The sequence below is a fragment of the Thioclava sp. L04-15 genome (assembly GCF_002020275.1).
Lineage (GTDB): Bacteria > Pseudomonadota > Alphaproteobacteria > Rhodobacterales > Rhodobacteraceae > Thioclava > Thioclava marina.
The window spans coordinates 895,136-920,847 of the sequence record NZ_MPZW01000001.1; the positions used below are offsets into that span (position 1 = coordinate 895,136).

The following is a 25,712-nucleotide window of genomic DNA, read 5'->3' on the forward strand; positions in this document are numbered from 1 at the left end:
GGCGAACGCCATCGAAACGAAGACAAAGGGCGCGTTACGCAGAGCCAAACTTTGTTGAAACCTTTGATGAAACTGGCATTCTCGGCCTCGCAGATGAGGATAAGCGGATTGCTTCGTCTTCGGTCTCGCAAAGCCCCCAAGCGACTGCGAAGCTTGCAAGACATGATCCCTGCGAACGCGGCAGTTGTTTGGTCGTCACTTAGCGGCGATCATCACCAACATGCGAATTGACTTCAATCAAACGTTTGATTAATTTTCTGCGCATGGACCCCGTGATCGCCCCTCCGCCCAAAGGTACTGCGCTTGCACTGATTGATGCGGCTATTGCCCTCTTTGGCACGAAGGGCTTCGCGGCGACCTCAACGCGCGAAATTGCCGAGCGCGCCGAGACGAATGTCGCCTCGATCTCCTATCATTTCGGGGGCAAGGACGGCTTGCGCCGCGCCTGCGCCGAGGAATTCGTACGCCGCATGCACGAAATCCTTGGCCCGCCCGTCGCCCTCGAGCACCTGAGCCCGACGGAGGCGGAAACCCTTCTCAAGAACCTCCTGCACGTGATGACCGTCCGTGTCCTGACGGAATCCAGCAATGCCTTGATGGTCAATTTCGTTATTCGCGAAATTACCGAAAAAAGCGAAACGATTGATATTTTTTATAATTCATTGATTGCGGTCGCCCATAAGCGCCTCAGCATGCTTTGGTCGATCGCGACTGGCGCACGGGCCGACAGTCCTGAAACGGCGCTGCGTGCCTTTTCGGTGATCGGTCAGGTCGTCTACTTCCGCCTCGGCTCCGAGATCGTCCTGCGCCGCATGGGTTGGGCCGAGCTGGGCCGCGAGCAAGCCGAAGACATCTACCGCGTTCTGCAGGGCAATCTCGACGCCTTGCTCGACCAAGCCCGGAGGGCTGCACCATGATCCTATGCTCGATCCCGATCCTGTCCGGCTTCCTGTCCGCCTGCACGGTTCCGGCCCCGCTCGCCACCGGCTATGTCGAGGGCGATTACGTCCTGATCTCGCCGGTCACCACCGCCCAGATCGAAACCCTCCCCGTGAAACGCGGCGACCGCGTGACAAGCGGCGAGATAATCGCGGGGCTCGAAAAAAGCGATGCGAAGATCGCCGTGGCACAGGCCGAGGCTTCGGTCGCCAAGGCGAAAAGCGAGCTGGCCAACCTGCTCGAAGGCAAGCGCCCCGAGGAAATCCAGGTGATCGAAGCCACGCTCGCCTCGGCGCAGGCGCAGGAGGCCGAGGCGAAACGCTCCGTCGATCGCATCGCAACGCTGGTCGAGCGCGGCGCGGCGACCCAGACCCAGCTCGACGACGCGCGCACCACGCTCGAAGTGGCCACCGCCAAGGTCGCGGAAGCGAAGGCCAATCTCAACGTGGCGAAACTGCCTGCCCGCCCGCAGCAGATCGCTGCCGCCGAGGCCGCCGTGCGATCGGGACAGGCCGATCTCGACAAGGCGAACTGGGTTCTGGAGAAACGCGACCTCCATGCGCCCGCCGACGGGATCGTCTCGAATGTCATCCACCGCGCGGGCGAGATCGTCTCGCCCTCCACGCCGATCCTCTCGATCCTGCCCGACAACGCGGTGAAACTCAGCCTCTTCCTGCCGGAAAAGAGCCTTTCCGGCGTGAAGGTCGGCGATACGCTTTCGGTTCATTGCGACGGCTGCGCGCCCGATCTGACCGCGACCATCACCTATATCGCGGACGGGCCTGAATTTACCCCGCCGGTGATCTACTCGCTGCAAAACCGGCAGAAGCTCGTCTACCTCGTCGAGGCGCGCCCCGACAAACCCGGCGCACTGAAACCCGGCCAGATCGTGGATGTGACGCGGGAAGGGACCGATGGCTGAACAAAACGCCATCGAGGTTTCGGGCCTGACCAAGCGGTTCGGCGAGAAAACCGTCGTCGATCACGTCTCGCTCGAGGTGAAGCGCGGCGAGATCGCGGGGTTTCTTGGCCCCAACGGCTCGGGAAAGACGACGACGATCCGCATGATGTGCGGGCTGCTGACGCCTGACGAGGGTCAGGGCCGCGTCCTCGGCCATGACATCTTGCACGAAGGTCCGACCATCAAGCGCGAGGTCGGCTATATGACCCAGCGCTTTTCCTTCTACGAAGACCTCACGATCGAGGAGAACCTCGCCTTCGTCGCGGGCGTCTACCAGCTCGGCCGTCAGGCGGTGCGCGACACGCTGGCCGATCTTGGCCTGACTTCGCGGCGCACGCAGCTTGCGGGCGCGCTTTCGGGCGGCTGGAAACAGCGCCTCGCGCTGGCGGCCTGCATCATGCACCGCCCGCAGCTCCTGATGCTCGACGAGCCCACCGCGGGCGTCGACCCCAAGGCCCGGCGCGAGTTCTGGGACGAGATCCACGAACGCGCCGCCGACGGGCTGACCGTGCTCGTCTCGACCCATTACATGGACGAGGCAGAGCGCTGCCATCGGATCAACTACATCGCCTATGGCAAACTGATCACCCGCGGCACGGTGCCCGAAGTGGTGCGCGATGCAGGGCTGTCGACCTTCGTGCTGAAGGGTCCGCGCCTGTCCGAAGCCCAGCGCCTTCTCAAAGGCAAGCCCGGCGTCGATCAGGTCGCGCCTTATGGCACGGATTTGCACGTAATCGGCCGAAACAGGGTCGAATTGGAGCGGTCCGTGACTGAGGCAGCCTCGGCCACGCAAAGTGACGCCCGACCTGCCGAGACCAGCCTCGAGGACGTGTTCATCCAGCTCATGGGCGAAGCGCAGGACAACATGGCATGAACCGGTTTCTCAATTTTCGCCGCCTGCTCACGCTGATCCGCAAGGAAGCGATCCAGATGCGCCGTGACCGGCTGACCTTCGCGATGATGCTGGGCGTGCCGCTGATGCAGCTGATGCTGTTCGGCTTCGCGATCAACAACGACCCGAAGCACCTGCCCGCCGCCCTCGTCGCGGCCGATGAGGACAAATACACCCGCGCGATGGTCACCGCGCTGGAAATGACGGGTTATTACGATTTCACCTATCCCAATGCGAGCGCCGCCCAGGCCGAGCATCTTCTGGCTTCGGGAGCGGTCGCCTTCGTGGTCACCGTTCCTTCCGATTTCGGCACACGGCTCGAGCGCGGCGACAATCCCAAGATCCTGATCGAGGCCGATGCGACCGATCCGGCGGTGGCGTCGGGCGCGGTCTCGACACTCGGTCAGGTCGCCTCCGACGCGGTCACCCGCGCCACGGGCCAGGAATGGGACAAGAAGACCAAGGCCGCCCAGCAGGTTCAGGTCGTCGTGCACAAGCTCTACAATCCCGAGGGGCTCACGCAGTTCAACATCGTGCCCGGCCTTCTCGGGGTGATCTTGCAGATGACGATGGTGATGATGACCTCCATGGCGCTGACGCGCGAGACCGAACGCGGCACGATGGAGAACCTGCTCTCGATGCCCGTCTCCCCGCTCGAGATCATGCTCGGCAAGGTGCTGCCCTATTTCGGTGTCGGCGCGGTGCAGGTGATGGTGGTGCTTTCGGCTTCGAAACTCATTTTCCACGTGCCCTTCATGGGCAGCTTGTGGCTCCTCTTCGCGGGGATCCTGCTCTTCGTGATGGCACTGGTGATCCTGGGCTACCTGATCTCGAGCGTGGTGCGCACGCAGATGCAGGCGATGCAGGTGACGATCTTCTATTTCCTGCCCTCGATCCTGCTCTCGGGCTTCATGTTTCCGTTCCGTGGCATGCCCGACTGGGCGCAATATCTGGGCGAGACCCTGCCGCTCACCCATTTCCTGCGGATGATCCGGGGCGTGATGCTGAAAGGCGCAAGCTTTGCCGATGTCTCGGGACCGCTCTGGGTGCTGGGGCTCTTCGTGGTGGTCTTCGCGCTGGCAGCCCTCAGCCGTTTCCGCCGCACGCTGGACTGACAACAGGGCGAATTGAAAAAGGGCCGCTCCCGAAGGAACGGCCCTTTGAAATTCATCTCATCCCCGGATCAAACCGGCGGTTTACCGCGAACTGCGCGGGCGACCATGGCCACCACGAACAGGATCAGGAAAACCACGAACAGGATCTGTGCGATCCCGGCCGACGCGCCAGCGATGCCGCCGAAACCAAGCGCCGCGGCAATAAGCGCGATGATGAGGAAAGTCAGGGCCCAACCAAGCATGGGTCTTCTCCTTGCATCTGTTTCAAACAACGGCGCGACTTGCTGCGCCTTTCATGGCAGACAAACACGCCCAACGGTGTCAGGTTCCGGAATCGGGGCCGAACTTATTTCGGGAACCTCATGCGCGGCGAAACGTTCCGCGTGCGCGAATCTTTTGAGTCGGTAAGCTCATCGGGAGAAAGGCAGAGGCGATGCATTTCAACATGACACATCTGGGCGGCTTCTGGGGAATCGTCCTGCTCGCGCTGGATATCTGGGCGCTGGTCTCGATCGTGGGATCGAACCGTCCCACCGGGACGAAAGTCCTTTGGGCGCTTCTGGTGTTCCTGCTGCCGCTCGTGGGCTTCTTGATATGGCTCATCGCCGGACCGCGCGCGAAGTCGTAAACTGCGGGCTTACGGATCACCTGCCGGCGGGAACCCACATCCTCTGATCGCGTTGAGAGATCAGACGGCGTGGCATCCCGCCGCGCACCGTTCGGGAGACTTTGATGAGCGAACATCATGGCGATGATGACACGGGCCACCGCAAGCGGGGCAGTGTCAGCGAGCTGCTTGAACGCGTGGTCGAACAGACCCGCGAGATTGCGCGCGCCGAGGCCGAGCTCGTCCGGGCAGAGGCGGCCCATCGTGCAAGCCTCTTGCGCAACGCGGTGGTCCTCGCCGCGATCGCGCTGGTCTTTGCATTCGGCGCCATTTTCCCGCTGACGCAGTCGGCTGTCCTCGGCCTGCAATGGGCCGGGATCGCCGAGGGCCCCGCGACGCTGATCGTGGGCGCGGTGCTGCTCATCTGCGGCATCATCCTCGCGCTCGTCGCGGCCTCGCTGCTTCGCAAGGTCTCGAGCCCTCCCGACCGGATCAAGGAGAACCTGTCCGCTGATGCGCGGACCCTCAAGGAGAGCTTGAAATGACCGAGAAGAGAACGATCAAGGAAATCGAAGAACGCCTGCGCGACGATCGTGCCGATCTCGCCTCGATGCTGGCTGACCTGACGGGTCGCGTCGCCCCCGATTACCTGTCCGATCAGGTCTCGCAGCTGGTGCGCGAATACGCCAAGCCCGTCGCGAAACGCGCAGAAGAGGCCGTGCGTGAGAACCCCGTGGCCTTTGCACTGGCTGGCGCCGGTCTCGCCTGGCTGCTGTTGAAAAACCGCAAGCCCGACAGCCCGGAAATCGACGATGACATCGCCGAGGCCGATCCGCTGATGATGTCGGGCGCACCGGTCAGCGATGACTGGATCGACGAGATCGACGAGCTGCGCGCCGAAGCCTCCGCGCGCCTCGACCAGATCGAAGTCGATGCGAGTTCCGCCAAGGACAGCGCCCGCGATTTCGTCAAGGAACGCGCCGAGGTCCTCGCCGATTTCGCTTCCGACCTGCGGGGCACGCTGGCTTCCGGTCTTGGCGAACTGAGCGAAGAGGCGCGCGAGCGCATCGTCAAGGCCCGCGAAGCGGCCTATTCCGCGCGGATGAAAATTCAGGACAGCGCGGTGAAGGCCGGTTCGAGCGGGACACAGATGATCAAGGATCACCCGCTGATCGCCACCGCGCTCGGCATCGCCATCGGCGCGGCCATCGTCAGCGCCCTGCCCAAGCCCGAGATCAGCCGCCGCAGCTTCGGCCCGCGCGCGAATCGTCTGATCGACGAGGCCCAGCGTCTCTATGCCGAAGAGAAATCGCGTGCGCGCAAGGTCGCCAGCGAGGTCGCGGGCGAGTTCAGGAAAACCGCTCGTTCGGTCACCGAGACCGCGAAGGACGAAGCACGCCAGACCGCGCGTGACATCTCGGATCAGGCCGTGAGCGCAAGCCAGGATCTGGCGGAGCGGCTCGCCCAACAGCTCGCAAACGAGGCCAACCGTGCGCTGCGCGACGTCGGCAAGTCGCTGCGCGAGGGCAAGGCCGAGGTAACCCGTCCGAGCGGTTCGGGCAATCACATCGCGCATTGATCGCGCGCTAAACGAACGACCGAAAGGCCGGGCCTCACGCCCGGCCTTTTGCTTTTGCATCGCATCCCTCTTCCGCGCCCGTCACCCCCTTCACCCACCCAAAGAAAAACGGCGCACCGGTTTCCCGGCACGCCGTTTTCCCTTGAATCAGTCTCTGATCAGACCTTGTCGAACCAATCGTCTACTTCCTTCTCGGCAGCCTCTTTGGTCTTGCCGTATTTCTGCTGGACCAGACCCACGAGCTGTTCACGATGGCCTTCGGCCTGCGCCAGTTCGTCATCGGTCAGCTCGCCCCATTTCTCGCGAGCCTTGCCCTTGAGTTCTTTCCAGTTGCCTTTGATCTCATCCCAATTCATCGCGCCTCTCCTTTCAGGGTCGCAGTTGAAGTCTCTGCAGGCTCAACGCTCCGCCCGAGGCGCTGTTCCACTTTCGCCAAGCAATAAAAACGGGAACCACAAGCCCGAAGCGACGTTGTCAGCGAAACACCGGGAGACTGTTTACTCACAATGTATCGCCTGGAGACCCTCTCGCGCGCGTCGGTTGTCGTAATCGCCGTAATTGCCGTCGTCGCCGCGCTCGAGCAGGTGGAGAGCCTCTTTGCCCCCGTGACGCTTGCGTTGGTGGTCGGCATCGTGCTCTCGCCGATTTCCGATGCATGGGAGAAAAGAGGATACGCGCCCGTCTGGGGGGCGCTCACCTCGCTCGTGATCTCGCTGATGGTGGCGGCGCTGCTGGTTCTGGTGATCCAGCCCGTCGTGTCCGAACTCTCGCGCCAGGCGCCGAAGGTCTGGAACGACATGCGCTCCACCGTCATCGAGATGCGCCAAATGGTGCAGGGCATTCAGGACGCTTCCAATCAGGTGAGCGAAGCCATTGCCCCCGCCGCCGACACCGCCAAGCAGAAGGCGGCGACCGACAAGGCCGCGATGCCCGATGCCGCCGATATCGTGATGCTGGCACCGGCGCTTCTGGCCCAGACGCTGATCTATATCGGTACGCTGTTCTTCTTCCAGCTGTCGCGCCCGCAGATCTATAACTGGATCGCCAAGCACCTTGCCGAACCCGCCGAGCGCGGCGCGACAGCGAACCGGCTGCGCACCGCCGAGACCCGGGTGTCGCGGTATTTCCTGACGATCACGGTGATCAATGCGGGGCTCGGCTTTCTCGTCGGGATCGCGATGCAGGTGATCGGTCTGCCCAACGCCCCGCTCTGGGGGGTCGTGGCCTTCCTGATCAACTACATTCTCTATCTTGGCCCCGCGACGCTCGTGGTCGCCCTGGTCTTCGCCGGGGTCGCGGCCTTCGACGGGGCACGCGTGATCCTGCCGCCGCTGGTCTATATCGCGCTCAACAGCACCGAGGGCCAGTTCGTCACCCCCGCCGCGATCGGACGGCAGATGCGGATCAACCCGCTTCTCGTCTTTCTCTCGCTCACTTTCGGGATCTGGCTCTGGGGTCCGCTGGGCGGTGTGGTGGCGATTCCGCTCCTGCTCTGGGCCCTCGTGCTGACCGACAGCCTGCCCGAACCGCGCGAGCCCACCACCGCAAGCCCCGAAGCCGAGAGCTGATCCTCAGACCATTTCCTCGGGGATGAAGGGCAAGCGCCGCCCGGCCCGTTTCGCCGCATCCAGATCGTAGGGCAGCAGGAAGCCGCGCCGGTCCTCGACGGGTTGCGCCGCATTCATCCGCGCAAGTTCCGCCCAGGCCGAAACTGCCCGCGTAGGGTCGAAAAACGCCTCTTCGGGCGCGCTCGGCAACCAGTGGCGCATGATCCGGTGGCGCATCGCCTCGATCCCGTCATTGCGCCGCAGATAGACCCCTGCCTCGGTATCCCAGCGAAGCGACCGCCCGTTGAGATTGGCCGAGGTGATCAGCGCCGCCTCATCGTCGAAGATCGACACTTTCGCATGAACGTAAACGAGCGGCGCCCCCTTGCTGCGGATCACACCGTCATCCTGCGCATCGGGCGTCCGGGGCCTTGCGGGACAGCCGACGAAAAGACGGCTGCCGAACCCTTCCATCAGCGTCTCGATCGCGCGCGCCTGAAGCGCCTCGCCATAGCGCACGTCCAGACCGGGCTTGTCGGCAAAGGCCAGATCCTCGGGCGCGGCGGGCAGCATCAGGATCAGCCCCAGCCGCGGGTTGGAGCGCGCCGCCTTCGCAAGATGCCGCGCAAGATCGCGCGAGCGGAAATACTGCGTCTCGAGATAGATCAGCTGCTGGGCGCGCGAGATCAGCATCTCATGCGCGCTCTCGATCTCGGTGCGATAGATCCTCGGCGCGATGTGAAACAGGTTGCGTTTCCGGCGCTGCGAGAGCGTGCGCAGCAGGCGGCGCGGCGGTCGGGCCTCGTCCGCCCCGGCGCAGCTTTCGTGAAAGCCTTCCAGATGTGCCTTGGCTTCCTTCACCACCGGACCGCTCATCATCAGCTGGACATCATGCCATGTCTGCTCGCCCTTGCGCGCGTGAGCCGGGGTGTCATAGCGCCGGTCATCAAGGTCCAATCCGCCGATATAGAGCCTCTTTCCGTCAAAAACGGCGAGCTTCTGATGATGCGTCGCGGGGCAGAGCTCGGGCAGAATTCCGGGCTTGCGCGAAAAGGTGCCGTCATCGCCCTGGCTGAGATATTGCGCCAGCCCCGGCATGTCGCGCAACGCCGTCAGGCGCTCCGTCTTCGGCATCTCGTTGAGCCAGCCGGAATGGCCCTTCAGCTTCCGCCAGACCAGCGGAGTGAAAGCCAGACGCGGCACGATCCCGGCCCGCGCCGGGTGCATCAGCGCGCGCACCCGCAGCTTCGCGCGCGGCCCCGCCAGTTCGCGCGCGGCGGCGAACATCCGAATCGAGCTCCAGGTCATCCGGTGCAGTTCCGGTCGAGCACAGGGATCGAAGTCGCACAGATCCATGCGGATCTCGACCCCGCGCCGCAGCACGTAAACGATCAAGTCGAACCAGGTGTCCCCGACCTCGCGCGCCCGGCTGGAGCGCAAAGTCGTGTTGAGGTCGAAGACGCGGAAAGAGGCCAGGATTTCGTGACGCGAATCAAGAAACGCGGCCTCGAGTGCCGGATAGGCCTCGGCCGCTGTCAGGAGCAGCTTCGCCCTGCTCTCTGCCCGAATTCCCGCTTTCCTCAACCGATCCATACGGCCTGCTTTGTGACGGCCGCGACGGCGCGAAGCCCATCACGGCGGCGTGAAACCCATGCGTTACTCTGATGAACCTGTTTCACCCTGAGAAGATTTCAACCCTTCTGCGTGGCGCAACTCGCTCTCGACGAGTGGGCGAAGGACAAAATCCGCTTCGAGGATGTATTCGGTTTCCAAAGTCTCGATACGCAGCTGCCCTGCGAGCTGCTGCACGAAGGCGTTGACCAGCTGCGAGCCGAGCCCTGTGCCGTCAACCGTCTCGGAATGTTCCGCGTCAGGATCGACGGTGTTGGCAACGCGCAGCCGCGCCTGCATCCCCTCGCCCCGCCGCAAGCTGATGTCGAGCTTCGGCGTGCCTTCTTTGGCGGAGGCATATTTCATCGCGTTGGTCATCGCTTCGGTCAGCAGGAGCGACAGCGGCACGGCCTGATCCGGTGTCAGGTGGATTTCGTCGATCTGGCAATCGACGGAAATATGCCGCCCCGGTCCGGTCGCGAGCCGCGTGATCTGGCGCACGATATCGGGCAACAGCTCCTGCGCGCGAATGTCGGTGAGGCCCGAGGTCTGGTACAGGCCCCGGTGAATCGTCGCAAGGCTGATCACCCGCTCCTGCAGGCCCTTCATCAACCCCTTGGCCTCTGGCGTCCTTGCCTGGCGCATCTGCATGTTGATGATCGAGGCGATGAGCTGGAGGTTGTTCTTCACCCGGTGATGCACCTCGCGCAGCAGCACCTCCTTGTGATGAACCATATCCTCGAGTTCGGCCTCGTCATGCAGGATCGTCTCGGTCATCCGGTCATAGGCTTCAGCGAGGTCGCGGATCTCCGAAGGGGCGCCCGAAAGGTCGAGCTTGCCCACGATACGGCTGCCTGTGGCGAAATTGGAAAGCGCGCGCGAGAGCTTGCGCACATGGCCGATCACCAGCTTCTGCATCGCGAAATAGGCCACCAGAAGGCTGGCCGCCCACATCAGCGCCGGGAACAGAACGGGCGAGATATCCGCAAAGGGGCTGAGCGCCGAGGCCGCCTGCGCGGGCCAGCTGCCCAGCGCATAAAGCTCGTCCGGCACCAGCTCGACAACGGAATAGACCCGCTCGTTGCCCCGGTTGGAATCGCCCGAGAAGGTCACCGCCCCCGCCTGCGCGAGAAGCTTGAGCGAACGATCCGCGGGCAGATGCGACTGCGTGTTCGACAAGCCGTCCGAGGAGGTCAGGATCGTGCCTTCCCTGTCGAAGGTCATGATCACCAGCGGGCGGTCATCCGCGAGTTTGGGACCATCCTCGGCCAGCGACAGCTCGGTATGGAGCATCGAGATCGCGACGATCCCGATATGCTGGCCGACATTGTTGAAAACCGGCTGCGCGACCCCCAGCACCGAAGTGCCCGAGACCGGCGCTTGGCGGTTGACGAAGAAGGTCGTGGTCTTGGATTTCGAGATTCTCTCGTAAATGTCCTGCCCGGCGAAATCATAGGCCTGACGGGTGTTCGAGCAGGTCATCTTGCCCGAATCGGGAATGAAGGCCACGAGCGAGAAACTCGGGAAGGCCTGTGCGATCTCGCGCATCCAGCGGCTGCAGGCATCGGCATTGCCCACCAGAGGCTGCACCGTGTTGGCAAGAACCCGCGCCGCGTCCTGAGCGTGCTGGATCACACGGGTCTCCCCCGCCACGGCGCGCATCGTCTCGCCCATCAGCGCGGCTTCGGACCGCGCCTGCGCCTCGCGCACCACAGAGGTGGATTGCAAGATCGCGATGATCAGCAGCGGGAAGAGTGCGACCGCCAGCATCAGCGCCAGCCGCACCCCCAGCCCGTCGAACGAGACAAGGCGCCGCCGCTTCCGATCACGGATCGGGGCGGCGCCGGTTTGATCTTCCACTGCCGCATCCGCAGCTTGAGAACTCATGCGGCGGCGACTCCGGACTTACCCATAACGGCGAGCGAGTTCCGGTCGGCCCCGGCAAGGATGTCCTCGCCTTCTTCGAGACCGAGCATTTCCGCGAGCCGTGCCCGTGCGCGGTTTGCCCGGCTCTTCACCGTACCGACGGCGACGCCCATCATTCCGGCCGCTTCCTCGTAGGAGAACCCCGAAGCCCCCACCAGAGTCAGGACTTCGCGGTGTTCGGGGCTGAGCTGATCGAACGCCTGCACGAAGTCATTCATCGCGAGACGCCCGTCATGCGCCGGCTTTTCGTACAAGGTCGCGGCATGGATCCCCTCGGGGTCGGCCACCTCGCGCTTGCGCTTGCGTCGATCGGAATAGAACGTGTTGCGCAGGATCGTGAACAGCCAGGCGCGCAGATTGGTGCCGCGCTCGAACTTTTCGATATTGGACCAGGCTTTCACGATCGTGTCCTGGACCAGATCGTCGGCGGCCGCGGAATTGCGCGTCAGCGACAGCGCGAAAGCGCGCAGGGCACCCAGATGTTCAGGCAATTCATCGCGCGGATCGCGCGCTTCGGTGGCCGGGGTGGCGCGGGAGGACGTCGTCATTTGCCGCCCTCCTTTGCCTTGAGTTGAGCCAGGAGATCCTTGAACCGATCCGGCACCTCTTCCTGAAGCGCCTCTTCGTAAACCCGCTTGAGGTTTTCATTGATCTGCTCTCGGATACTGGCCTTGGACTTTTCGTCAGGCATGTCACTATACATTCCGGTTCCCGATCCCATCATTTTGCACGGAACCAAACGCGGGACCAGATCGTTTGGTTCCCGAAAAACGTCAAAAAGGGGGTTTTCATGTCCGAAGACATCGCCGGCACCATCGGGGCCAATCTGCCGTATCTGCGGCGCTACGCCCGTGCCCTTACCGGCAGCCAGGACAGCGGCGACCGTTATGCCGCGGCCACGCTCGAGGCCATTCTCGAAGATACGTCGCCTTTCGAGAACAACGACCCGAAAGTCGCCTTGTTCCATGCTTTCCACCTCGTCTGGGCATCGGCCGGTTCACCTTTGGGTGAACCCGACAACCGCCTGTCGGCGCGCGCGCAGGACCATATGTCCTCGCTCACGCCCAACACGCGCGAGGCGCTTCTGCTCCACTCGATCGAGGGATTCCGCGTCGAGGAAATCGGCGCGATCATGCAGATTGAGGCCGATGAAGCCAAGGAACTGATCGACATCGCCATCCGCGAAATGGAAAGCTCGATCGCGGGCAAGATCATGATCATCGAGGACGAAGCCATCATCGCGATGGATATTCGCGCCATCGTCGAGGATATGGGCCATTCCATCACCGGCATCGCACGCACCCGCAGCGAGGCGGTGGAGCTTGCCGCAAAGGAAAAGCCCGACCTGATTCTCGCCGACATCCAGCTCGCCGACAATTCCTCGGGCATCGACGCGGTGAACGACATTCTCGCGCAGTTCGGCCCCGACCTGCCCGTGGTCTTCATCACCGCCTTCCCCGAGCGCCTGCTGACCGGCGAGCGCCCGGAACCGGCCTTCCTGATCACCAAGCCCTATACCGAGAGCCAGGTGCAATCGGCCGTCAGCCAGGCGATGTTCTTCTCCTCGACGGAGACGCTCGCGGCCTGATTTTCGCTGGAATAGAGCCTGATTAGAAAGCCCCGGAGGATGCTCCGGGGCTTTTTTCTCAAAGATGGCTCCTCGGTTCTTGGGTTGGCGCGGGGCGATCAGCCCCGGGCCGCGTCCGACCCTCCCCCGGGAGGGCGCATTGGTGACGTCAGTGCGCACACAAGCGACCTGCGGGCTTATGAGATAAACCGCAGACCACAAGCGCAGCAAAGCGCCCACCCAAGGGTCGGGCGCGCCCCTCTCCGCCTTGCCTCAAACCCCTTCCGTGGACCGCGCCCAGAGGTTGATCTCCTCGTCGCTCGCATGGCTGTCGATCTCGGCAAGCTCGTCGTCGGTGAACTCGAGATTCGACACTGCACCAGCACAATCCACCACCTGCTCGGGCTTCGAGGCCCCGATCAGCGCCGAAGTGATGCCGCCATTGCGCAGCACCCATGCAATCGCCATCTGCGCCAGGGTCTGCCCGCGCCGCGCCGCGATTTCGTTGAGCGCACGGACCTTCTCCAGCGCCCCTTCGGTGATCGTGCCCGGATCGAGCGATTTGCCCTGATCGGCCCGCGAGCCTTCGGGAATCCCGCCCAGATATTTCTTCGTCAGAATCCCCTGCGCCAGCGGCGTGAACGCGATCGAGCCCACGCCCAGCTCTGCCAGCGTATCCTTCAGCCCGTCGCGTTCGACCCAGCGGTTGAGCATGTTGTAGCTCGGCTGGTGGATCAGAAGGGGCACGCCCATCTCCTTGAGGATCGCCGCCGCAGCGCGGGTACGCTCGGAATTATAGCTCGAAATCCCGATATAGAGCGCCTTGCCCGAGCGCCAGATATGCTCCAGCGCGCCCATCGTCTCTTCCAGCGGCGTCTCCGGATCGAACCGGTGCGAATAGAAGATATCGACGTAATCGAGCCCCATCCGCTTGAGCGACTGGTCGCAGGACGCGATCAGGTATTTCCGGCTGCCCCACTCGCCGTAGGGACCGGGCCACATGTCATAACCGGCCTTCGACGAAATGATCAGCTCGTCGCGATAGCCCGCGAAATCGGTGCGCAGGATTTCCCCGAACGCTTCTTCCGCCGACCCGGCAGGCGGGCCGTAATTGTTGGCTAGATCGAAATGGGTGATGCCCTGATCGAAGGCGGCCTGACAGATCGCGCGTTTCGTCTGATGCGGCGTGTCATGGCCGAAATTGTGCCAAAGCCCCAGCGAGACGGCGGGAAGCTTGAGGCCGGATCGCCCGCAATAGCGGTAGGTCATGCGCGAATAGCGATCCTCGGCGGGATGGTAGCTCATCTGATCCTCCTGAGATGTTAGCGGAAACAGACCACAGCCGGAGCTCCGCCGCAAGTTGCGCTCGCGAAGGGCTTGCGCAATGGTGAGCGCAAAGGAGATCCGCGTGAGAGAAACAGCGAAATTCGGCCTCAGCCTGTTCGGGCGACTCGTGGAATCGAATATCACCCTCGTGTCGGCCGGCGTCGCCTTCTACGCGATGCTCGCGATCTTTCCCGGCATCTCCGCCACCATCGCGATCTGGAGCGCCTTCGCCGATCCGGCGGTGATCCACACCTATCTCAAGGTCGCCTCCGAGTTCATCCCGCCCGAGGCCTATGCGCTGATCAACGATCAGATCCAGAGCTGGCTGATCGGGCCGCGCCCGTCAATCGGGTTGGGGGTGATCATTTCAGCCGCGGTGACCTTGTTCTCCGCACGCGCGGGTGTGGCGGCGCTGGTGCTCAGCCTCAACGTGATCCACGGCACCAAGCCCCGCGCGACGATCTGGAGCTTCATCATGGGCTACCTGATGACGGTTTCTCTGGTGGGCGTGATGCTCGCCGCGCTGGCGACCGTCGTCATCGTGCCGATAGTCGTGAATTTCCTTCCTTTCCATGAGGTTACCAAGATTCTCCTCTCGGGCCTGCCTTGGGGCGCGATGATCCTCTTGATGTTCACCGCGCTGGGGATTCTCTACCGTTACGGGCCGAATACCGAAGGCAAGCGCGACCCGATCCTCACGCTTGGCGCAGTCCTGGCGGCGGCAGTCTGGAGTCTCAGCTCGCTCGGACTGACCTACTACCTCGCGAATTTCGGCAATTACAACAAGGTCTACGGATCGATCGGGGCGGTGATCGCGCTTCTGGTCTGGCTCTACCTGAGCGCCTTCTCGGTGCTGCTGGGAGCGGCGCTGAATGCCGAGCTGAGCGCATTTCGCAAACGTCAGGCCATCGCGGCTCAGGAAGCCGAAAAGGACGCGCAGCCGCAGACTGAATAAGCGCAGCTTATCCGTTCCCTCGGGAAATAAGCTGCGCTTATGCGATCAGTAGTTGCGCTCGAAATAGACGCCGAGCGTGCTCTGCCCCTCGGAGTCGACCGATCCGCGCGCGGTCACGTTCTTCGTCACGTCGAGATTGAGATTGACCTGCGAGGTGCCGTCGCCGCTCACCGTGACATCGGTATAGATATTGTCGGTGAGATATTTCCCGACCTTGAGCTGCGTGTTGCCCTCGGCATCGGTCGATACGTCGAGATCGTCGAGCCCGAAATTCTTGCGCAGGTTTCCGATGATCCCCTCGCCGCCCTTGCCCGCCAGCGTCGCCACGGCCGAGGCCAGTTGCGCGGCTTGCAACACCGAGAGATTCTCGATCGAGCGCCCGAAGATGAGCCGCGCGAGAACCTCGTCCTGCGGCAGCTCGGGCGAGGAGGTGAAGGTCACGTTCGGCTCGGTTGCGCGGCCCTCGATATTGATCGAGATCGTGTAGTCGTCCTGACTCGTGGTCGCGGTGAAGGTCAGCCAGGGAACGAGCGCGCCCTGCAGCGCGATCTTGCCCTGATCGAGCGTGAAACGCTGACCGAGAATGTCGAGACGCCCGCGCACGAGGTTGAACTGCCCGATCGGGATCACGTCCGAGGTGGTTCCGGTGACGCGCAGGCTGCCGCCGAGTTCGGCATCGAGGCCGCGCCCGCGCACGAAGATCCCGCGCGTCGAGGCGATCGTCACATCGAGCGGATAGGACGGACCGGCCTTTGCTCCCGCCGCATCGGCGGGTTTCGTCGAGAGCAGGCCCGCCCGGTTCAGCGTCTGGCGCACCGCCGTGCTTTCGCCGACATGGGTCATCCCCTCAGGCACCGCCGCCCCGCCGCCAAGCCCCGAAGAGGGCACGCGCAGTTCGGTATCCTCGAGCGTGATCAGCCCAGCGATCTTCGCGCCGCCCGCAAGAGGCCCATCCATCGTGATCGTGCCCGAGGCGCGGGTGTCGTATAGCTCGGGATCGCGCAGCCGCGCGCGATCGAGGCGGATCGTGAGATTGCCGTCATAGGGCGCGGAAAGCGCGACTGGCCCGCTGACGCTCAGCGACCCGCCGGTGCTGAGCCGTCCGTTCAGATCGAGCTGCGCCGACCCGCCCGAGAGGTTCACCGTGGTATTCACGTCCTGAAGCACCATGCCGAGATTGGGCGCGACGATCTTGGTGCCATTCGCGCTGACCGTTCCCGAGAGCGCCGACAAACCCGGCTTGCCATTGAGCCGCAGGTCGAAGCTGAGCGGGCCTTGCAGCGAGCGCGGCTCGATGAAGGCATTGACCAGGGCGGTCTGGGCCTGACCGGTGATGCTCAGATCCGCATCGCCGAAATCGGACGAGACGCGGCCCGAAACCTTCGCCTCCGTGCCCCCCGGACCAGAGCCCGAGAGGGCAAGGTCATAGCCCTTGCCATCGTCGCCAATCGTGCCCGACAGGTTCACCGGTCCGGCGAAGCCCGGCGCGAACAGCGCCGCGTTGGACAGGCGGGTGACCAGATCGAGCGTGCGCCCGGTCTCCCCGGCCGTCCCCTTGGCCGAAACCTCAAGTTGGGGGTTGTCGAGTTGCAGGTCGCGGAGCTGGATCTGGCCCGCAGTATAATCGGCCAGGAGCGAGAGCTTGGTCGTGCCAGCCAGAACCTTGTCGGCCTCGGCCTGACCGAGCGCGAGCGAACGGCCCGTCCCGTCGAGCTTGAGCGTGTAGGTCTCGCCCGCGAAGGTGACGGTCGCATCCGCGTCAAGCGCGCCACGATAGCCACCGCCAAGGATCGAGAGATCCTGCGCGCTCAGCTTCGCCGTCAGCTTGCCGTCCTCGCTCGCCAAACTGCCCTGCGCCTGAAGCGTGCCCGCGGCCGTCTTCACGTCGAGCAGGTCGAGCGTCAGGCCGGTCTCGTCGCGTCTGGCCGAAGCGATGATCTCGGAGCGGCCCGCGAGCGCGCGGTCGGCTTGGGGCTGGTCGATCGTGATGTCCTGACCGACGACATTGAGATCGGCATCGAAGGCACCGGTCAGCACCGTGTAGCTGCCGGCGACCGAGGCCTGCGCCTTGCCCGAAAGCGTGCGGCCCGCCAAGCCCGAGATCACGCCCAGATCCGCATGATTGACCTCTGCCTTGCCCTTGATCGTCACGCCCTTGTCGAGATCGGAGATCGTGAGATTGGCGTCGGCGCGATAGTCGCGCCCCAGAAGCGAAAGCTGCGAGAGGCGCAGCGGCTTGTCCTGTTGCCAGGAGAACACCGCCTTGGCCGTGGCGAAGGGGCCGACGGCCTCACTGAGTGCGGGATCGGAGAATTCGAGACCGTTGAGGCCAAGGAGCACCGTGCCGCCGAGGCTGGGCGGCGCGCTTTGACGGATGCGGCCCGACCCCGAGAGGTTGGCGGTCAGCATCTTCGTGCCGTCCTCGCGGCGCAGCTGGTCGAGCCTGCCCGAAAGTCTCCAGCCATCGCCCTGCGCCTTGTCATAGGCGAGGTTGATGGTGCCCGATTGCACCCAGGTCTTCGTGCCCGACAGCGGCAGCAGAACCTCCTGCCCGTCGCCAATCCCGAGCTGGCCGGTCAGCTCGAATTTCTCGGGCATGTTGTTGGTGCCGATCAGCGCAGAGCCGCTCAGCTGGAGCGCGCGCGACTTCAGGTCGAGCCCCTTGATCTGGGTCTGCCCCGAGGCGCTGCGGCTGCCGGTCACGACAAGCGCGACTTCCTCGCCGAAGAAAGCGCGGTACTCTTCGGGCAGAAGCGGGCGCACGTCACCGCCGAAAGCGGCAGAGAAACTGGTCTGGGCGGGCGCGCCTTCGGGGGCGCCTTTCGGCACAGCCTTTTTCACCGTCACCTGTCCGGCGAGGCGCTGCTGGCCCTGCGTGCTCAGCACGATATCGGCGGTGAAATCGTCGATCGGGCCACTGCCCGAAACCGCGAGCGTCATCGGCGGTTCGCCCGGCAGGCCGATGCGCTTGGTGATGATGCCGCCCTGCCCCTCGTCGACAAGCAGATCGAGGCCCAGCTCGCGCGAGCCATTGTCATAGGAGGCCGTCAGCGAGAAGGTGCCCTTTTCCCCGTCGATCCGGTCGATCGCGAGTTTGGCCTTGCCCTCGCCCCCGGCCAGAGACATCGAGCCGCTGACCTTCACCGTCGCGGGTTGCCCGAGGATCGGTGCGCCGAGGATCACCTTCTTCGCGTCGATCTTGCCGATATTCACCGAAACCGGCAGATCGGGGAGCGCGAAGGGTTTCGCCTCGGGGCTGGGGGTGCCGTCGCTGGCTTGCGCACCGGGCAGGCGCGGCAGGTCGATCTCGGCGGCGGACAGCTCGTCGATCTCGATCTTGCCGCTCAGAAGGGCCGTGCGGTTCCACTGGATCGCGCCGTCCTTGATCGTGATCCACGCCCCGCCCGCATCGGAGATCGTGAGCTGGGTGAAGGTCGCGCGCGAACTCAGCGCGCCCGCGAACCCGTCAAGCCGCACCGTGCGCCCCGCGCCCGAAAGGTTATCCTCGATCAGCCCGGTCAGATAGGAACGGTCGCGCGCGGTCTGTTCGGCCGTGGCGGCGCCCGCCCCGGCATCTGTCGGGGGCGTGGTGTCCTGCGCGCCGGCGATCAGCGGGGTCAGGCAGAAAGCGAAGAGGAGCGCGAAACGTTTCATCAGAAAGCCTGCCCGATACCGATATAGATCTGTGCGCCCGAGCCGGTGCCGCCCGAAACCGGGAAGCCGACATCGAGGCGGATCGGGCCGATCCCGGTCTTGTAGCGCACACCCAGACCCGCACCGGCCTGCGAGCCGCTCTCGCCGCCGCCCGAAACATAGCCGTAATCGTAGAAGGCCACCGCGCCGATGTTCTTCGTGATGCCGAAACGCGCCTCGCTCTGGATGCCGACGAATTCGGTCCCGCCCGTCGTCAGAGTGCCGCCATCGAGCACAGTCACGCCGAGAGACTGGTAGGGCTGGCCGCGCACCGTGCCACCGCCTCCGGAGTAGAACAGGTAGTCGCGCGGGGTCTCTGCGAGGTCGGCGCCGACGACACTGCCGAGCTGCAACCGGCCCGCCAGAACGAAGCGCTTGCTTTCGCCGAAACTCTTGTAGGCGCGCAGGTCGCCGGTGAGCTGGGCTCCCGTCCCTGTGTTCTGGTCGAGCCCGAAGAAGGGCGTCACCCCGGCCTGCACGTAATAGCCCCTTGTCGGGTCCATCTTGTTGTCGCGGTCGTCCCAGGTGAGCTTGGTGGGCAGGTACACCTGGCGGAAGATCGTCTCGCCGCTGCTGTCGGTAACCTTCGACCAGCCGTAATTGATCGAGATGTCGCCCGTGAGCTTGTCAGAGAAGATGCGCGTCAGACCGAAGCCGATATCGAAAGCATCCTCGTCGTAATCGTCTTCGTTCTTGTGGCTGAGTTCGGTCGTCACATAGGCGTTGGTATCGGGGTTGAAGGTCGCCGGACGGTCGATCCGCGCGCCGATCGAATAATCGATGCCGCCGGTCGCCCCGCCGATCCCGCTCACCCCGGTATCGATGCGGAAACGCTCACCGCCCCCGAAGAGGTTGCGATGCATCCAATAGCCCGAAAGCCCGAGACCGTCGGTGCTGTTGAGCTCTGCCCCGACGCCGATCTTACGCTTTTTCTGCTCGACCACGGCAAGGCTCACATCGAGGCTGTCATCGGGGTTGAGAACCTTCGCCTCGGTCACCGCGACGGAGGAGAAGATGCCGGTACGCTGGAGCCGCGCCTGCACCTCGTCGAGCTTCTTCGGGTCATAGACTTCGCCGGTCGGGAAGCCCGCGATCTCACGCAGGCGCTTTGTGCGCAGGCGCTTGTTGCCCGAGGTCTCGAGCTTGCCGAAGGTCACGACCGGGCCGGGCGCGATGCGGATCTCGGATGAGAGGGTGTTGGCGCGGTGATCGGCGACGATATCCTGTGCGGCGACCTGCGCCTTGGCATGACCCTCGTCGCGCCATTTCGTCGTGGCGGTGCTGGCCGCGTCGATGATCACCCCCGATTGCGCAACCTGACCCGGCGCATAGCCTTCGGGCAGGTCGGTGCCTTTCGCGAGGGGACCGATCGCGGCACGGGAGAAGTGGAAAATCGGCCCCGGCGTCACCGAGACGGTCACCTGCGTCACACTGGCAGGCGCGTCGAGCGGCGGGATATTCGCCGCCTCGCGCCCGTCGAGCTTGATCGAGACGACACCCGAGTAATAGCCCTGCGCAAACAGCGTCGAGACGATGCGGTTGTAATCGGCGCGCGCGGCGGCGAGCACATCCTGCCCATCCTTGCCCTTCGCATCCTTGTTCTGAACGAGGAGAGAGGCGCCCTCGAGCGCCGATTTCAGACCGGATTCTGCGCCCGGGGTCTGAAAACTCAGATCATATGTGAAGGCGGGCGCGGACAGAGAAACCAGCGCTGTCACACTCAACAGAAAAACTCGAACTCGCTTGGATGCCATCGTTTCGCGCCCCCGGACAATCAGCGCCAAACTCGCAGTATTCGGGTGGAATGGCCAGAGCGGGCGCAACCTTCCGCCCATCAAAACCTCTGGATCGGCGAAAAAACTCCGCCGTCAGCAGATCAGCGTCGGGAGGATCCGCTCCATGTGCTTTTCCATGTAAATCCGCAGCCAGCTCGAGAACCGATCAGGGTGGCGTTTGACCTCGGCGGCGAGGTCGTAAAGGCCCACCCAGCGCGTGTCGGAAACCTCGTTCGGATCGGGCGTGATCGCCATGCCGGGGCGTGCGAAGGCGATGTAGACGTCGACCACCTCATGCTCGACCAGCCCGCCATCGACCTCGGTGCGATATTCGACCCGGTCGGCATGGGCGGGATAGAGCCCTTCGATGCCCAGCTCGTCGCGCAGGCGCCGCATCGCGCATTGTTCGGGGCGCTCGCCCCAGTCGGGATGACTGCAACAGGTGTTGGACCAGCGGCCGGGGGAATGGATCTTATTGGCGGAACGCTTCTGGAGAAGGATCTTCTCTCCATCCATGACGAAAATGGACACCGCCCTGTGGCGAAGCCCTTTCCGATGCGCTTCCATCAACTCGACCGGCGCCAATTCGCCGTCGATCCATGCCTGGATCTGTCCCATCTGTAACCTTGCGTCCCGTGCCGCGCCGGGGAATCCGGGGGCACGGGGCAAAGATGGGGCTGAGACCGCGTCGAGTCACGGCGTCAGCTTGTCCCTGAGGCAGCATGCCGCGCCTCCGGACCCTCACGATTGTGTCAGGCGCTCACGAAAGCGTCTGACCGGCCGCTTCGGACTGCTGGCGACGCGCCAGTTCGTTGCGGTAGAGCGCGACGAAATCGACGATCTCGAGGTTGAAGGGCGGGAAGCCGCCATCGCGGGTCACATCCGAGACGATGCGGCGCACGAAGGGAAAGAGCTGACGCGGGCATTCGATCAGCAGGAAGGGATGGAGCTGATCCTCCGGCACGCCCTCGACATGGAAGATCCCGCCGTAATCAAGTTCGAGCAGGTAGAGGGTCGAATTGTCGGCCTTGTTGGTCGAGACGACCTTGAACTTGGTGATCACTTCGTACTGGTGATCCTGCGCGCGTTTCTTCGCGTCGAGGCTCACCTGCACCTGCATCTCGGGCTGGACGTCGGCGGTTTGGAGCCCCTTCAGGGCGACGTTGTTCTCGAAGGACATGTCGCGCACGAATTGCGCGAGAATGTTCATCCGCAGTTGGGACTGCTCGGCCGTGGCCGCGCCGTTTGCTTCTTCCGTCATGGACCTCTCCAGAATTGTCTGGGAGGGGTTTAGCACCCTGCCGCCCGCGCCTCAATTCTCAATGACGGGTCCAGCCGGAGGGGCCATCGGACGGCGGCCGGCGATGGATCATCTCCTCGGCCTCTTCGGCATCGAGGATCTCGGGATCGCTGGGCTGGCGATTGTCATAGGCGGTGGTGCGATAGGCTCCGCCCATCTCGAAGCGCGTCACCTTCACGCGGCCTGCGGCCTGTTTCATCACCCAGTCGCGGATGCCCGGGATCAGCAGCAAGATCCCCACCGCATCGGTAAAGAACCCCGGCGTGAGCAGCAGCACCCCGGCGACGAGGATCATCGCCCCATGCGCCAGCGGGCGGGAAGGATCGCGCAGTTCATTGAGCGAGTCGCGCAGGTCGTTCATCGCGCGCGCGCCTTCGCGGCGCACCAGCGAGGTGCCGATGATCGCCGTCAGAAGCACGATCCCCAGCGTCGGCCAGAGCCCGATCAGACCGCCCACCTTGATGAACAGCCCGATCTCGATCAGCGGGACGGCCACGAAGGCCAGAAAGATCCACATTGCATCCTCTTTCGTTCGTCCGCGACGCATGGGCGCGCCAGTGGACTTGAACCTGTCGAGGCCCTACATAAGTACCCAACGACCAAACGACAAACACAGCAAGAAATTCGGGGTCTCGATGTCCGGTGCCGTTATCCAGCTTATAGTTCTCGCGGCAATCGCGATCTTCCTGATTCTCAAGCTGAAAAGCGTGCTCGGCACGCGTGAGGGCTATGAGAAGCCGATCATCCCCGAAACAACGCCCGAACCCGCGCCGAAGCGCGATTTCGACGTGATCGAGGGCGGGCCCGACCACGATATCATCGACCATGTGCCCGAAGGCTCGACCGCGGCGGTCGCGCTGGCCGCGATGAAGCGCGTGGAGCCGAAATTCTCCGTCTCGCAGTTCCTGCAGGGTGCGCGCGGCGCTTATGAGATGATCCTGATGGCCTTCGAGACCGGCGATCTTGAAAAGGTGAAGCCGTTCCTGTCGCCCGACGTCTACGAGGCCTTCGAGACGGCTGTGGAGGCGCGCAAGGAACAGGGGCTCGACGTTCAGGCGGAGTTCCTCGGCCTGCGCGAACTGGTCCTCAGCGATGCCGATTTCGATCATGCCACCAACGAGGCCGAGGTGACGGTGCGCTTCGGGGCCGAGATCATCTCGGTCGCGCGCAATGCCGCAGGCGAGGTGGTCGAGGGCGATCCCAAGACGCCGCGCAAGCAGCGTGACGTGTGGACCTTCGCGCGCACGATGGGCGCCAACGATCCGAACTGGCAGCTCGTCGCGACGGGCGGCTGAGCCCGGTGGCGCTGGCCTTCAGCGATATTCCCGGCTGGGACCGGGACGATCACGCCGCCGCCTGGGCGGCGTTTTGCGTCACGGCCGATCTGAGCGGGCTCGCTCCGGTCGCGACGGATGATGCGAAAGCCGCTTTCGAGGCGCTGTTCGAACCGGTCGAGATTGCCGCCGAGGGAACGGCCCATTTCACCGGATATTACGAACCGGAACTGCAGGGCGCGCGCGAGAAATCCGCGCGCTTTGCCTATCCGCTTTATGCGAAACCCGCTGGAATAGGGTCTGAAAAGCCGTGGTTCACCCGTGTCGAGATCGTCGAGGGCGATTTGCTGGCAGGGCTCGAACTCGTCTGGCTCGACAACCCGATCGAGGCGTTTCTGGCGCAGGTGCAGGGCTCGGTGCGGATCCGGTTCGAGGATGGCGGCAGCCTGCGGCTTGGCTATGACGGCAAGAACGGCCACCCCTATCGCTCCATCGGAAAGGAACTGGTGGCGCGCGGGGTGGCGCCTGTCGAGGAGATGACTCCCGATCGCATCCGTCAGTGGGGGCATGAGAGCCCCGGCGAAGTGCAGGCGCTGCTCAATCACAACCCCTCGTTCGTGTTCTTCCGCGTACTCGACCTGCCCGAGGAAAGCGGTCCCCTTGGCGCGACGGGGCGACCGGTAAGCGCGGGGCGCTCGCTTGCGGTTGACCCGGATGTGGTGGCGCTGGGCAGCCCGGTCTGGATCGATTGCCCGGGCTTTGGCCAGCGGCTGATGGTGGCGCAGGATATCGGCTCGGCGATCAAGGGCGCGGGGCGCGGGGATATCTTCACGGGCTCGGGACCGCAGGCGGGCCGTATCGCGGGAGCGATCAACACGAAGGGCCGGATGATCGCCCTGCGGAGGCGCGCATGAGCAAGCGCCGCAAGCTCTCTCCCGAGGAGCGCGAACTCTGGGATCGCGTCGCCGCATCGACGCAACGCTATCGCCCGGAAAAGCCGGATTCTGCCGAAACAGAGCCTGTTTTGGCCCCGAATGCCAAGCCCAAACCCAACCGGCCCGAGCTGCGCGGCTTCCAACTGGGCCAGCATGCGAAACCCTGTGCGCCGCGCCATGACCTCGCCTCCGGACCGGGCGAAAATCTTGCCCGTCAACCGGTGGTGATGGACCGCAAGTCGCACAAATCGATGACGCGCGGCAAGATGAAACCCGAGGCCACGCTCGACCTGCACGGGATGACGCTGGCAGAGGCCCATCCCGAGCTGATCCGCTTCATCCTGAACGCCCAAAGCCATGGCAAGCGACTGGTGCTGGTGATCACCGGCAAGGGCAAGCGCGGCGACGATGACGGGCCGATTCCGCGCCGCGTGGGGGTGCTGCGCCATCAGGTGCCGCATTGGCTGCGGCTGATGCCGCTGGCTCCGGCCGTCATGCAGGTCAGCGAGGCGCATCTGAAGCACGGCGGATCGGGCGCCTATTACGTCTATCTGCGCCGGATGCGTTAACCGCCCGAGATCGGGGCCAACACGATCTGGGTCGCATTCTCCACGGTCAGAATCACCGCCTGCCCGAGCCCGGTGCGCCCGCGCTGATCCCCCTCGAGCACCTTGGCGATCTGGCCCGTGCTGTCGAGCAGCCGGATCAGTTCCGGCGAGGTCACCACGTTGAAATGCCCATCCCCGGTATTGAAGGCCGAGACATTGACCACCGTGACCTTGTAGCGCGCGATCCGGTTGAGATCCTCGAGATTGCCGAGCCGGTCGCTTTGCCCGGTCAGCCGCGCGGAAAGCTGCAAGGCGCGGTCCTTTTGCGAGGTGAAGATCACGAAGGGCTGAGGCAGCGTGCCGATCGCGTCGGCCTGGGTCTGGAAAACATCCACCGCGATATCTGGCGAGATCAGGATCACCCCGCCGAGACTTGAAAACAGACCCTGTTCATGCGCAATCGCCTCCTGGCGAAGCACCTCCATCGTCAGTTCCGTACCCAGCGAATGCGCCACGAGCATGATACGGCGCGCCCCGGCTGCGCGCAGATCCCCGAGCAGCTCCGCAAGCCCGTCGCGCGCAAACAGTACCGAATCCCGATCATAGGCATAGCCCAGAACATTCGCCCGCGAGGGCCAGGCGTAATGGACCATCACGCCGGGCAGGTCGAAATCCTCACCCATCTGCGCCATGCGGTAGAGCCCTTCGGCGAAGGAATTGTTGAAACCATGCACGAACACCACCGCCTCGCCCTTGTTCTGGCGAAGGGCCGTGCGCAGCTCGGATTGGAATTGCGCGCGCGGCAGGTCGATCTGTGCCTGCGAGATCATGAATTGCGTCTTGGGATCGGTGGGTGTGCCACCGGTCGTGGGATAGTCGATCTGCGCAGTCTGGCGATCAGGCGGGGTGGCCACGTCGAACCTCGCCAGACGCAGCTCGGGGCTGCGTTCGAAGCCGAAGGGTTGGCCGGTGACGGGATCGGGAGCACGGGTGGACCCCACGAAAATCGCGCGCGCCTGCGGGTCGGGGTGGTCGAGATAGGCCAAGCGCCCGCGGGGAGCGCAGGCGGAGAGCGTGATCAAAAAGAGGACAACCAGTAATCGACCCATACCCGGCCCCGAGTTTTCGGGGCCGAGGATAGCAGAGCCGCAGCGTGGTTCCA

The 25,712-nt window shown here is 64.0% G+C and carries 26 protein-coding genes; 13 read left to right on the top strand and 13 right to left on the bottom strand.

Translation table 11 applies throughout. From position 1 onward, the window contains the following. Positions 1-227 precede the first annotated feature (227 nt). Genes BMI90_RS04430 through BMI90_RS04445 form a run of 4 tightly spaced genes read left to right on the top strand, consistent with a single transcriptional unit; the run spans position 228 to position 3,907 of the window. Positions 228-917 carry a CerR family C-terminal domain-containing protein gene (locus tag BMI90_RS04430; RefSeq protein WP_146671205.1) on the top strand — a complete coding sequence of 230 codons (690 nt, stop codon included), beginning with the start codon at positions 228-230 and terminating at the stop codon, positions 915-917. Beyond that, positions 914-1,861 carry an HlyD family efflux transporter periplasmic adaptor subunit gene (locus BMI90_RS04435; protein WP_078526396.1) on the top strand — a complete coding sequence of 316 codons (948 nt, stop codon included), beginning with the start codon at positions 914-916 and terminating at the stop codon, positions 1,859-1,861. Before BMI90_RS04430 ends, BMI90_RS04435 begins: the two co-directional genes overlap by 4 nt. Continuing rightward, positions 1,854-2,774, top strand: a complete 921-nt coding sequence (locus BMI90_RS04440) for an ABC transporter ATP-binding protein (protein WP_078526398.1) — start codon at positions 1,854-1,856, stop codon at positions 2,772-2,774. Before BMI90_RS04435 ends, BMI90_RS04440 begins: the two co-directional genes overlap by 8 nt. Next, on the top strand, positions 2,771-3,907 hold the full coding sequence (locus BMI90_RS04445; protein WP_078526400.1) for an ABC transporter permease: 1,137 nt from the start codon (positions 2,771-2,773) through the stop codon (positions 3,905-3,907). Before BMI90_RS04440 ends, BMI90_RS04445 begins: the two co-directional genes overlap by 4 nt. Before the next feature lie 68 nt (positions 3,908-3,975). Here BMI90_RS04445 and BMI90_RS04450 read toward each other — a convergent pair whose 3' ends face one another. Further along, a complete protein-coding gene (locus tag BMI90_RS04450) occupies positions 3,976-4,149 on the bottom strand; it encodes a DUF1328 domain-containing protein (protein WP_038075379.1) in 174 nt (57 codons plus the stop codon). A gap of 191 nt (positions 4,150-4,340) precedes the next feature. Here BMI90_RS04450 and BMI90_RS04455 point away from each other — a divergent pair, with 191 nt between their 5' ends. The 3 genes from BMI90_RS04455 (at position 4,341) to BMI90_RS04465 (ending at position 6,093) form a co-directional block, all read left to right on the top strand. After that, the gene (locus BMI90_RS04455; RefSeq protein ID WP_078526402.1) at positions 4,341-4,535 is read left to right on the top strand and encodes a PLD nuclease N-terminal domain-containing protein; all 195 of its coding nucleotides are present in this window, start codon (positions 4,341-4,343) and stop codon (positions 4,533-4,535) included. Between the two features lie 104 nt (positions 4,536-4,639). Continuing rightward, the gene (locus BMI90_RS04460; protein ID WP_078526404.1) at positions 4,640-5,059 is read left to right on the top strand and encodes a phage holin family protein; all 420 of its coding nucleotides are present in this window, start codon (positions 4,640-4,642) and stop codon (positions 5,057-5,059) included. Continuing rightward, positions 5,056-6,093 (top strand): hypothetical protein, encoded by a 1,038-nt coding sequence (locus BMI90_RS04465; RefSeq protein WP_078526406.1) that lies wholly within the window; start codon positions 5,056-5,058, stop codon positions 6,091-6,093. The genes BMI90_RS04460 and BMI90_RS04465 overlap by 4 nt, the downstream gene beginning before the upstream one ends. Positions 6,094-6,251: 158 nt before the next feature. Here BMI90_RS04465 and BMI90_RS04470 read toward each other — a convergent pair whose 3' ends face one another. Further along, complete coding sequence (locus tag BMI90_RS04470) at positions 6,252-6,449, bottom strand: CsbD family protein (protein WP_078526408.1); 198 nt, start codon at positions 6,447-6,449, stop codon at positions 6,252-6,254. Between the two features lie 150 nt (positions 6,450-6,599). On the opposite strand from BMI90_RS04470, the gene BMI90_RS04475 reads away from it, so the two are divergent. Continuing rightward, positions 6,600-7,661: an AI-2E family transporter gene (locus BMI90_RS04475; RefSeq protein WP_078526410.1), complete on the top strand. Its 1,062-nt coding sequence runs from the start codon at positions 6,600-6,602 to the stop codon at positions 7,659-7,661. A 3-nt stretch (positions 7,662-7,664) separates the two neighbouring features. Here BMI90_RS04475 and BMI90_RS04480 read toward each other — a convergent pair whose 3' ends face one another. The 4 genes from BMI90_RS04480 to BMI90_RS04495 all read right to left on the bottom strand — a co-directional run bounded on the left by BMI90_RS04480 (position 7,665) and on the right by BMI90_RS04495 (position 11,868). Beyond that, positions 7,665-9,233, bottom strand: coding sequence for a phospholipase D-like domain-containing protein (locus tag BMI90_RS04480; RefSeq protein WP_078526412.1), 1,569 nt, complete (start codon positions 9,231-9,233; stop codon positions 7,665-7,667). Between the two features lie 63 nt (positions 9,234-9,296). Then, on the bottom strand, positions 9,297-11,138 hold the full coding sequence (locus BMI90_RS04485) for a sensor histidine kinase (protein WP_078526414.1): 1,842 nt from the start codon (positions 11,136-11,138) through the stop codon (positions 9,297-9,299). Then, positions 11,135-11,725, bottom strand: a complete 591-nt coding sequence (locus BMI90_RS04490) for an RNA polymerase sigma factor (protein WP_078526416.1) — start codon at positions 11,723-11,725, stop codon at positions 11,135-11,137. The genes BMI90_RS04485 and BMI90_RS04490 overlap by 4 nt, the downstream gene beginning before the upstream one ends. Next, positions 11,722-11,868: a NepR family anti-sigma factor gene (locus BMI90_RS04495; protein ID WP_038076168.1), complete on the bottom strand. Its 147-nt coding sequence runs from the start codon at positions 11,866-11,868 to the stop codon at positions 11,722-11,724. The genes BMI90_RS04490 and BMI90_RS04495 overlap by 4 nt, the downstream gene beginning before the upstream one ends. Positions 11,869-11,967: 99 nt before the next feature. Here BMI90_RS04495 and BMI90_RS04500 point away from each other — a divergent pair, with 99 nt between their 5' ends. Continuing rightward, complete coding sequence (locus tag BMI90_RS04500) at positions 11,968-12,765, top strand: response regulator (RefSeq protein ID WP_078526418.1); 798 nt, start codon at positions 11,968-11,970, stop codon at positions 12,763-12,765. Between the two features lie 252 nt (positions 12,766-13,017). Here the strand turns inward: BMI90_RS04500 and mgrA are convergent, their stop codons facing one another. Continuing rightward, complete coding sequence (gene mgrA / locus BMI90_RS04505; RefSeq protein ID WP_078526420.1) at positions 13,018-14,049, bottom strand: L-glyceraldehyde 3-phosphate reductase; 1,032 nt, start codon at positions 14,047-14,049, stop codon at positions 13,018-13,020. A 103-nt stretch (positions 14,050-14,152) separates the two neighbouring features. On the opposite strand from mgrA, the gene BMI90_RS04510 reads away from it, so the two are divergent. Next, positions 14,153-15,025, top strand: a complete 873-nt coding sequence (locus BMI90_RS04510; RefSeq protein ID WP_158521700.1) for a YihY/virulence factor BrkB family protein — start codon at positions 14,153-14,155, stop codon at positions 15,023-15,025. 45 nt (positions 15,026-15,070) lie between these two features. Here the strand turns inward: BMI90_RS04510 and BMI90_RS04515 are convergent, their stop codons facing one another. The 5 genes from BMI90_RS04515 to BMI90_RS04535 all read right to left on the bottom strand — a co-directional run bounded on the left by BMI90_RS04515 (position 15,071) and on the right by BMI90_RS04535 (position 22,310). Next, complete coding sequence (locus tag BMI90_RS04515; protein WP_078526424.1) at positions 15,071-18,679, bottom strand: translocation/assembly module TamB domain-containing protein; 3,609 nt, start codon at positions 18,677-18,679, stop codon at positions 15,071-15,073. Next, complete coding sequence (locus BMI90_RS04520; RefSeq protein ID WP_246831495.1) at positions 18,679-20,436, bottom strand: autotransporter assembly complex family protein; 1,758 nt, start codon at positions 20,434-20,436, stop codon at positions 18,679-18,681. The genes BMI90_RS04515 and BMI90_RS04520 overlap by 1 nt, the downstream gene beginning before the upstream one ends. A 150-nt stretch (positions 20,437-20,586) precedes the next feature. Further along, complete coding sequence (gene idi, locus BMI90_RS04525; RefSeq protein ID WP_078526429.1) at positions 20,587-21,111, bottom strand: isopentenyl-diphosphate Delta-isomerase; 525 nt, start codon at positions 21,109-21,111, stop codon at positions 20,587-20,589. A gap of 142 nt (positions 21,112-21,253) precedes the next feature. After that, the gene (secB, locus tag BMI90_RS04530) at positions 21,254-21,754 is read right to left on the bottom strand and encodes a protein-export chaperone SecB (protein WP_078526431.1); all 501 of its coding nucleotides are present in this window, start codon (positions 21,752-21,754) and stop codon (positions 21,254-21,256) included. Between the two features lie 58 nt (positions 21,755-21,812). Continuing rightward, positions 21,813-22,310, bottom strand: a complete 498-nt coding sequence (locus tag BMI90_RS04535) for an FxsA family protein (protein ID WP_078526433.1) — start codon at positions 22,308-22,310, stop codon at positions 21,813-21,815. Between the two features lie 118 nt (positions 22,311-22,428). Between BMI90_RS04535 and BMI90_RS04540 the strand changes: the two genes are divergently transcribed. The 3 genes from BMI90_RS04540 to BMI90_RS04550 are packed head-to-tail and all read left to right on the top strand — an operon-like array spanning position 22,429 to position 24,571. Further along, on the top strand, positions 22,429-23,088 hold the full coding sequence (locus tag BMI90_RS04540) for a Tim44/TimA family putative adaptor protein (protein ID WP_078526436.1): 660 nt from the start codon (positions 22,429-22,431) through the stop codon (positions 23,086-23,088). Further along, complete coding sequence (locus tag BMI90_RS04545; protein WP_245794971.1) at positions 23,022-23,981, top strand: MltA domain-containing protein; 960 nt, start codon at positions 23,022-23,024, stop codon at positions 23,979-23,981. The genes BMI90_RS04540 and BMI90_RS04545 overlap by 67 nt, the downstream gene beginning before the upstream one ends. Continuing rightward, complete coding sequence (locus BMI90_RS04550; RefSeq protein WP_078526438.1) at positions 23,978-24,571, top strand: Smr/MutS family protein; 594 nt, start codon at positions 23,978-23,980, stop codon at positions 24,569-24,571. Before BMI90_RS04545 ends, BMI90_RS04550 begins: the two co-directional genes overlap by 4 nt. On the opposite strand, the gene BMI90_RS04555 is transcribed toward BMI90_RS04550, so the two are convergent. Continuing rightward, positions 24,568-25,596, bottom strand: coding sequence for an alpha/beta hydrolase (locus BMI90_RS04555; RefSeq protein ID WP_168172717.1), 1,029 nt, complete (start codon positions 25,594-25,596; stop codon positions 24,568-24,570). The two genes, BMI90_RS04550 and BMI90_RS04555, sit on opposite strands and share 4 nt — an antisense overlap. Positions 25,597-25,712: the final 116 nt, after the last annotated feature.

Coding starts and splice junctions, on each gene's coding strand:
- BMI90_RS04435 (WP_078526396.1), top strand. CDS start 914: ATGATCCTATGCTCGATCCCGATCCTGTCCGGCTTCCTGTCCGCCTGC.
- BMI90_RS04440 (WP_078526398.1), top strand. CDS start 1,854: ATGGCTGAACAAAACGCCATCGAGGTTTCGGGCCTGACCAAGCGGTTC.
- BMI90_RS04445 (WP_078526400.1), top strand. CDS start 2,771: ATGAACCGGTTTCTCAATTTTCGCCGCCTGCTCACGCTGATCCGCAAG.
- BMI90_RS04450 (WP_038075379.1), bottom strand. CDS start 4,149: ATGCTTGGTTGGGCCCTGACTTTCCTCATCATCGCGCTTATTGCCGCG.
- BMI90_RS04455 (WP_078526402.1), top strand. CDS start 4,341: ATGCATTTCAACATGACACATCTGGGCGGCTTCTGGGGAATCGTCCTG.
- BMI90_RS04460 (WP_078526404.1), top strand. CDS start 4,640: ATGAGCGAACATCATGGCGATGATGACACGGGCCACCGCAAGCGGGGC.
- BMI90_RS04465 (WP_078526406.1), top strand. CDS start 5,056: ATGACCGAGAAGAGAACGATCAAGGAAATCGAAGAACGCCTGCGCGAC.
- BMI90_RS04470 (WP_078526408.1), bottom strand. CDS start 6,449: ATGAATTGGGATGAGATCAAAGGCAACTGGAAAGAACTCAAGGGCAAG.
- BMI90_RS04475 (WP_078526410.1), top strand. CDS start 6,600: ATGTATCGCCTGGAGACCCTCTCGCGCGCGTCGGTTGTCGTAATCGCC.
- BMI90_RS04480 (WP_078526412.1), bottom strand. CDS start 9,233: ATGGATCGGTTGAGGAAAGCGGGAATTCGGGCAGAGAGCAGGGCGAAG.
- BMI90_RS04485 (WP_078526414.1), bottom strand. CDS start 11,138: ATGAGTTCTCAAGCTGCGGATGCGGCAGTGGAAGATCAAACCGGCGCC.
- BMI90_RS04490 (WP_078526416.1), bottom strand. CDS start 11,725: ATGACGACGTCCTCCCGCGCCACCCCGGCCACCGAAGCGCGCGATCCG.
- BMI90_RS04495 (WP_038076168.1), bottom strand. CDS start 11,868: ATGCCTGACGAAAAGTCCAAGGCCAGTATCCGAGAGCAGATCAATGAA.
- BMI90_RS04500 (WP_078526418.1), top strand. CDS start 11,968: ATGTCCGAAGACATCGCCGGCACCATCGGGGCCAATCTGCCGTATCTG.
- mgrA (WP_078526420.1), bottom strand. CDS start 14,049: ATGAGCTACCATCCCGCCGAGGATCGCTATTCGCGCATGACCTACCGC.
- BMI90_RS04515 (WP_078526424.1), bottom strand. CDS start 18,679: ATGAAACGTTTCGCGCTCCTCTTCGCTTTCTGCCTGACCCCGCTGATC.
- idi (WP_078526429.1), bottom strand. CDS start 21,111: ATGGGACAGATCCAGGCATGGATCGACGGCGAATTGGCGCCGGTCGAG.
- secB (WP_078526431.1), bottom strand. CDS start 21,754: ATGACGGAAGAAGCAAACGGCGCGGCCACGGCCGAGCAGTCCCAACTG.
- BMI90_RS04535 (WP_078526433.1), bottom strand. CDS start 22,310: ATGTGGATCTTTCTGGCCTTCGTGGCCGTCCCGCTGATCGAGATCGGG.
- BMI90_RS04540 (WP_078526436.1), top strand. CDS start 22,429: ATGTCCGGTGCCGTTATCCAGCTTATAGTTCTCGCGGCAATCGCGATC.
- BMI90_RS04550 (WP_078526438.1), top strand. CDS start 23,978: ATGAGCAAGCGCCGCAAGCTCTCTCCCGAGGAGCGCGAACTCTGGGAT.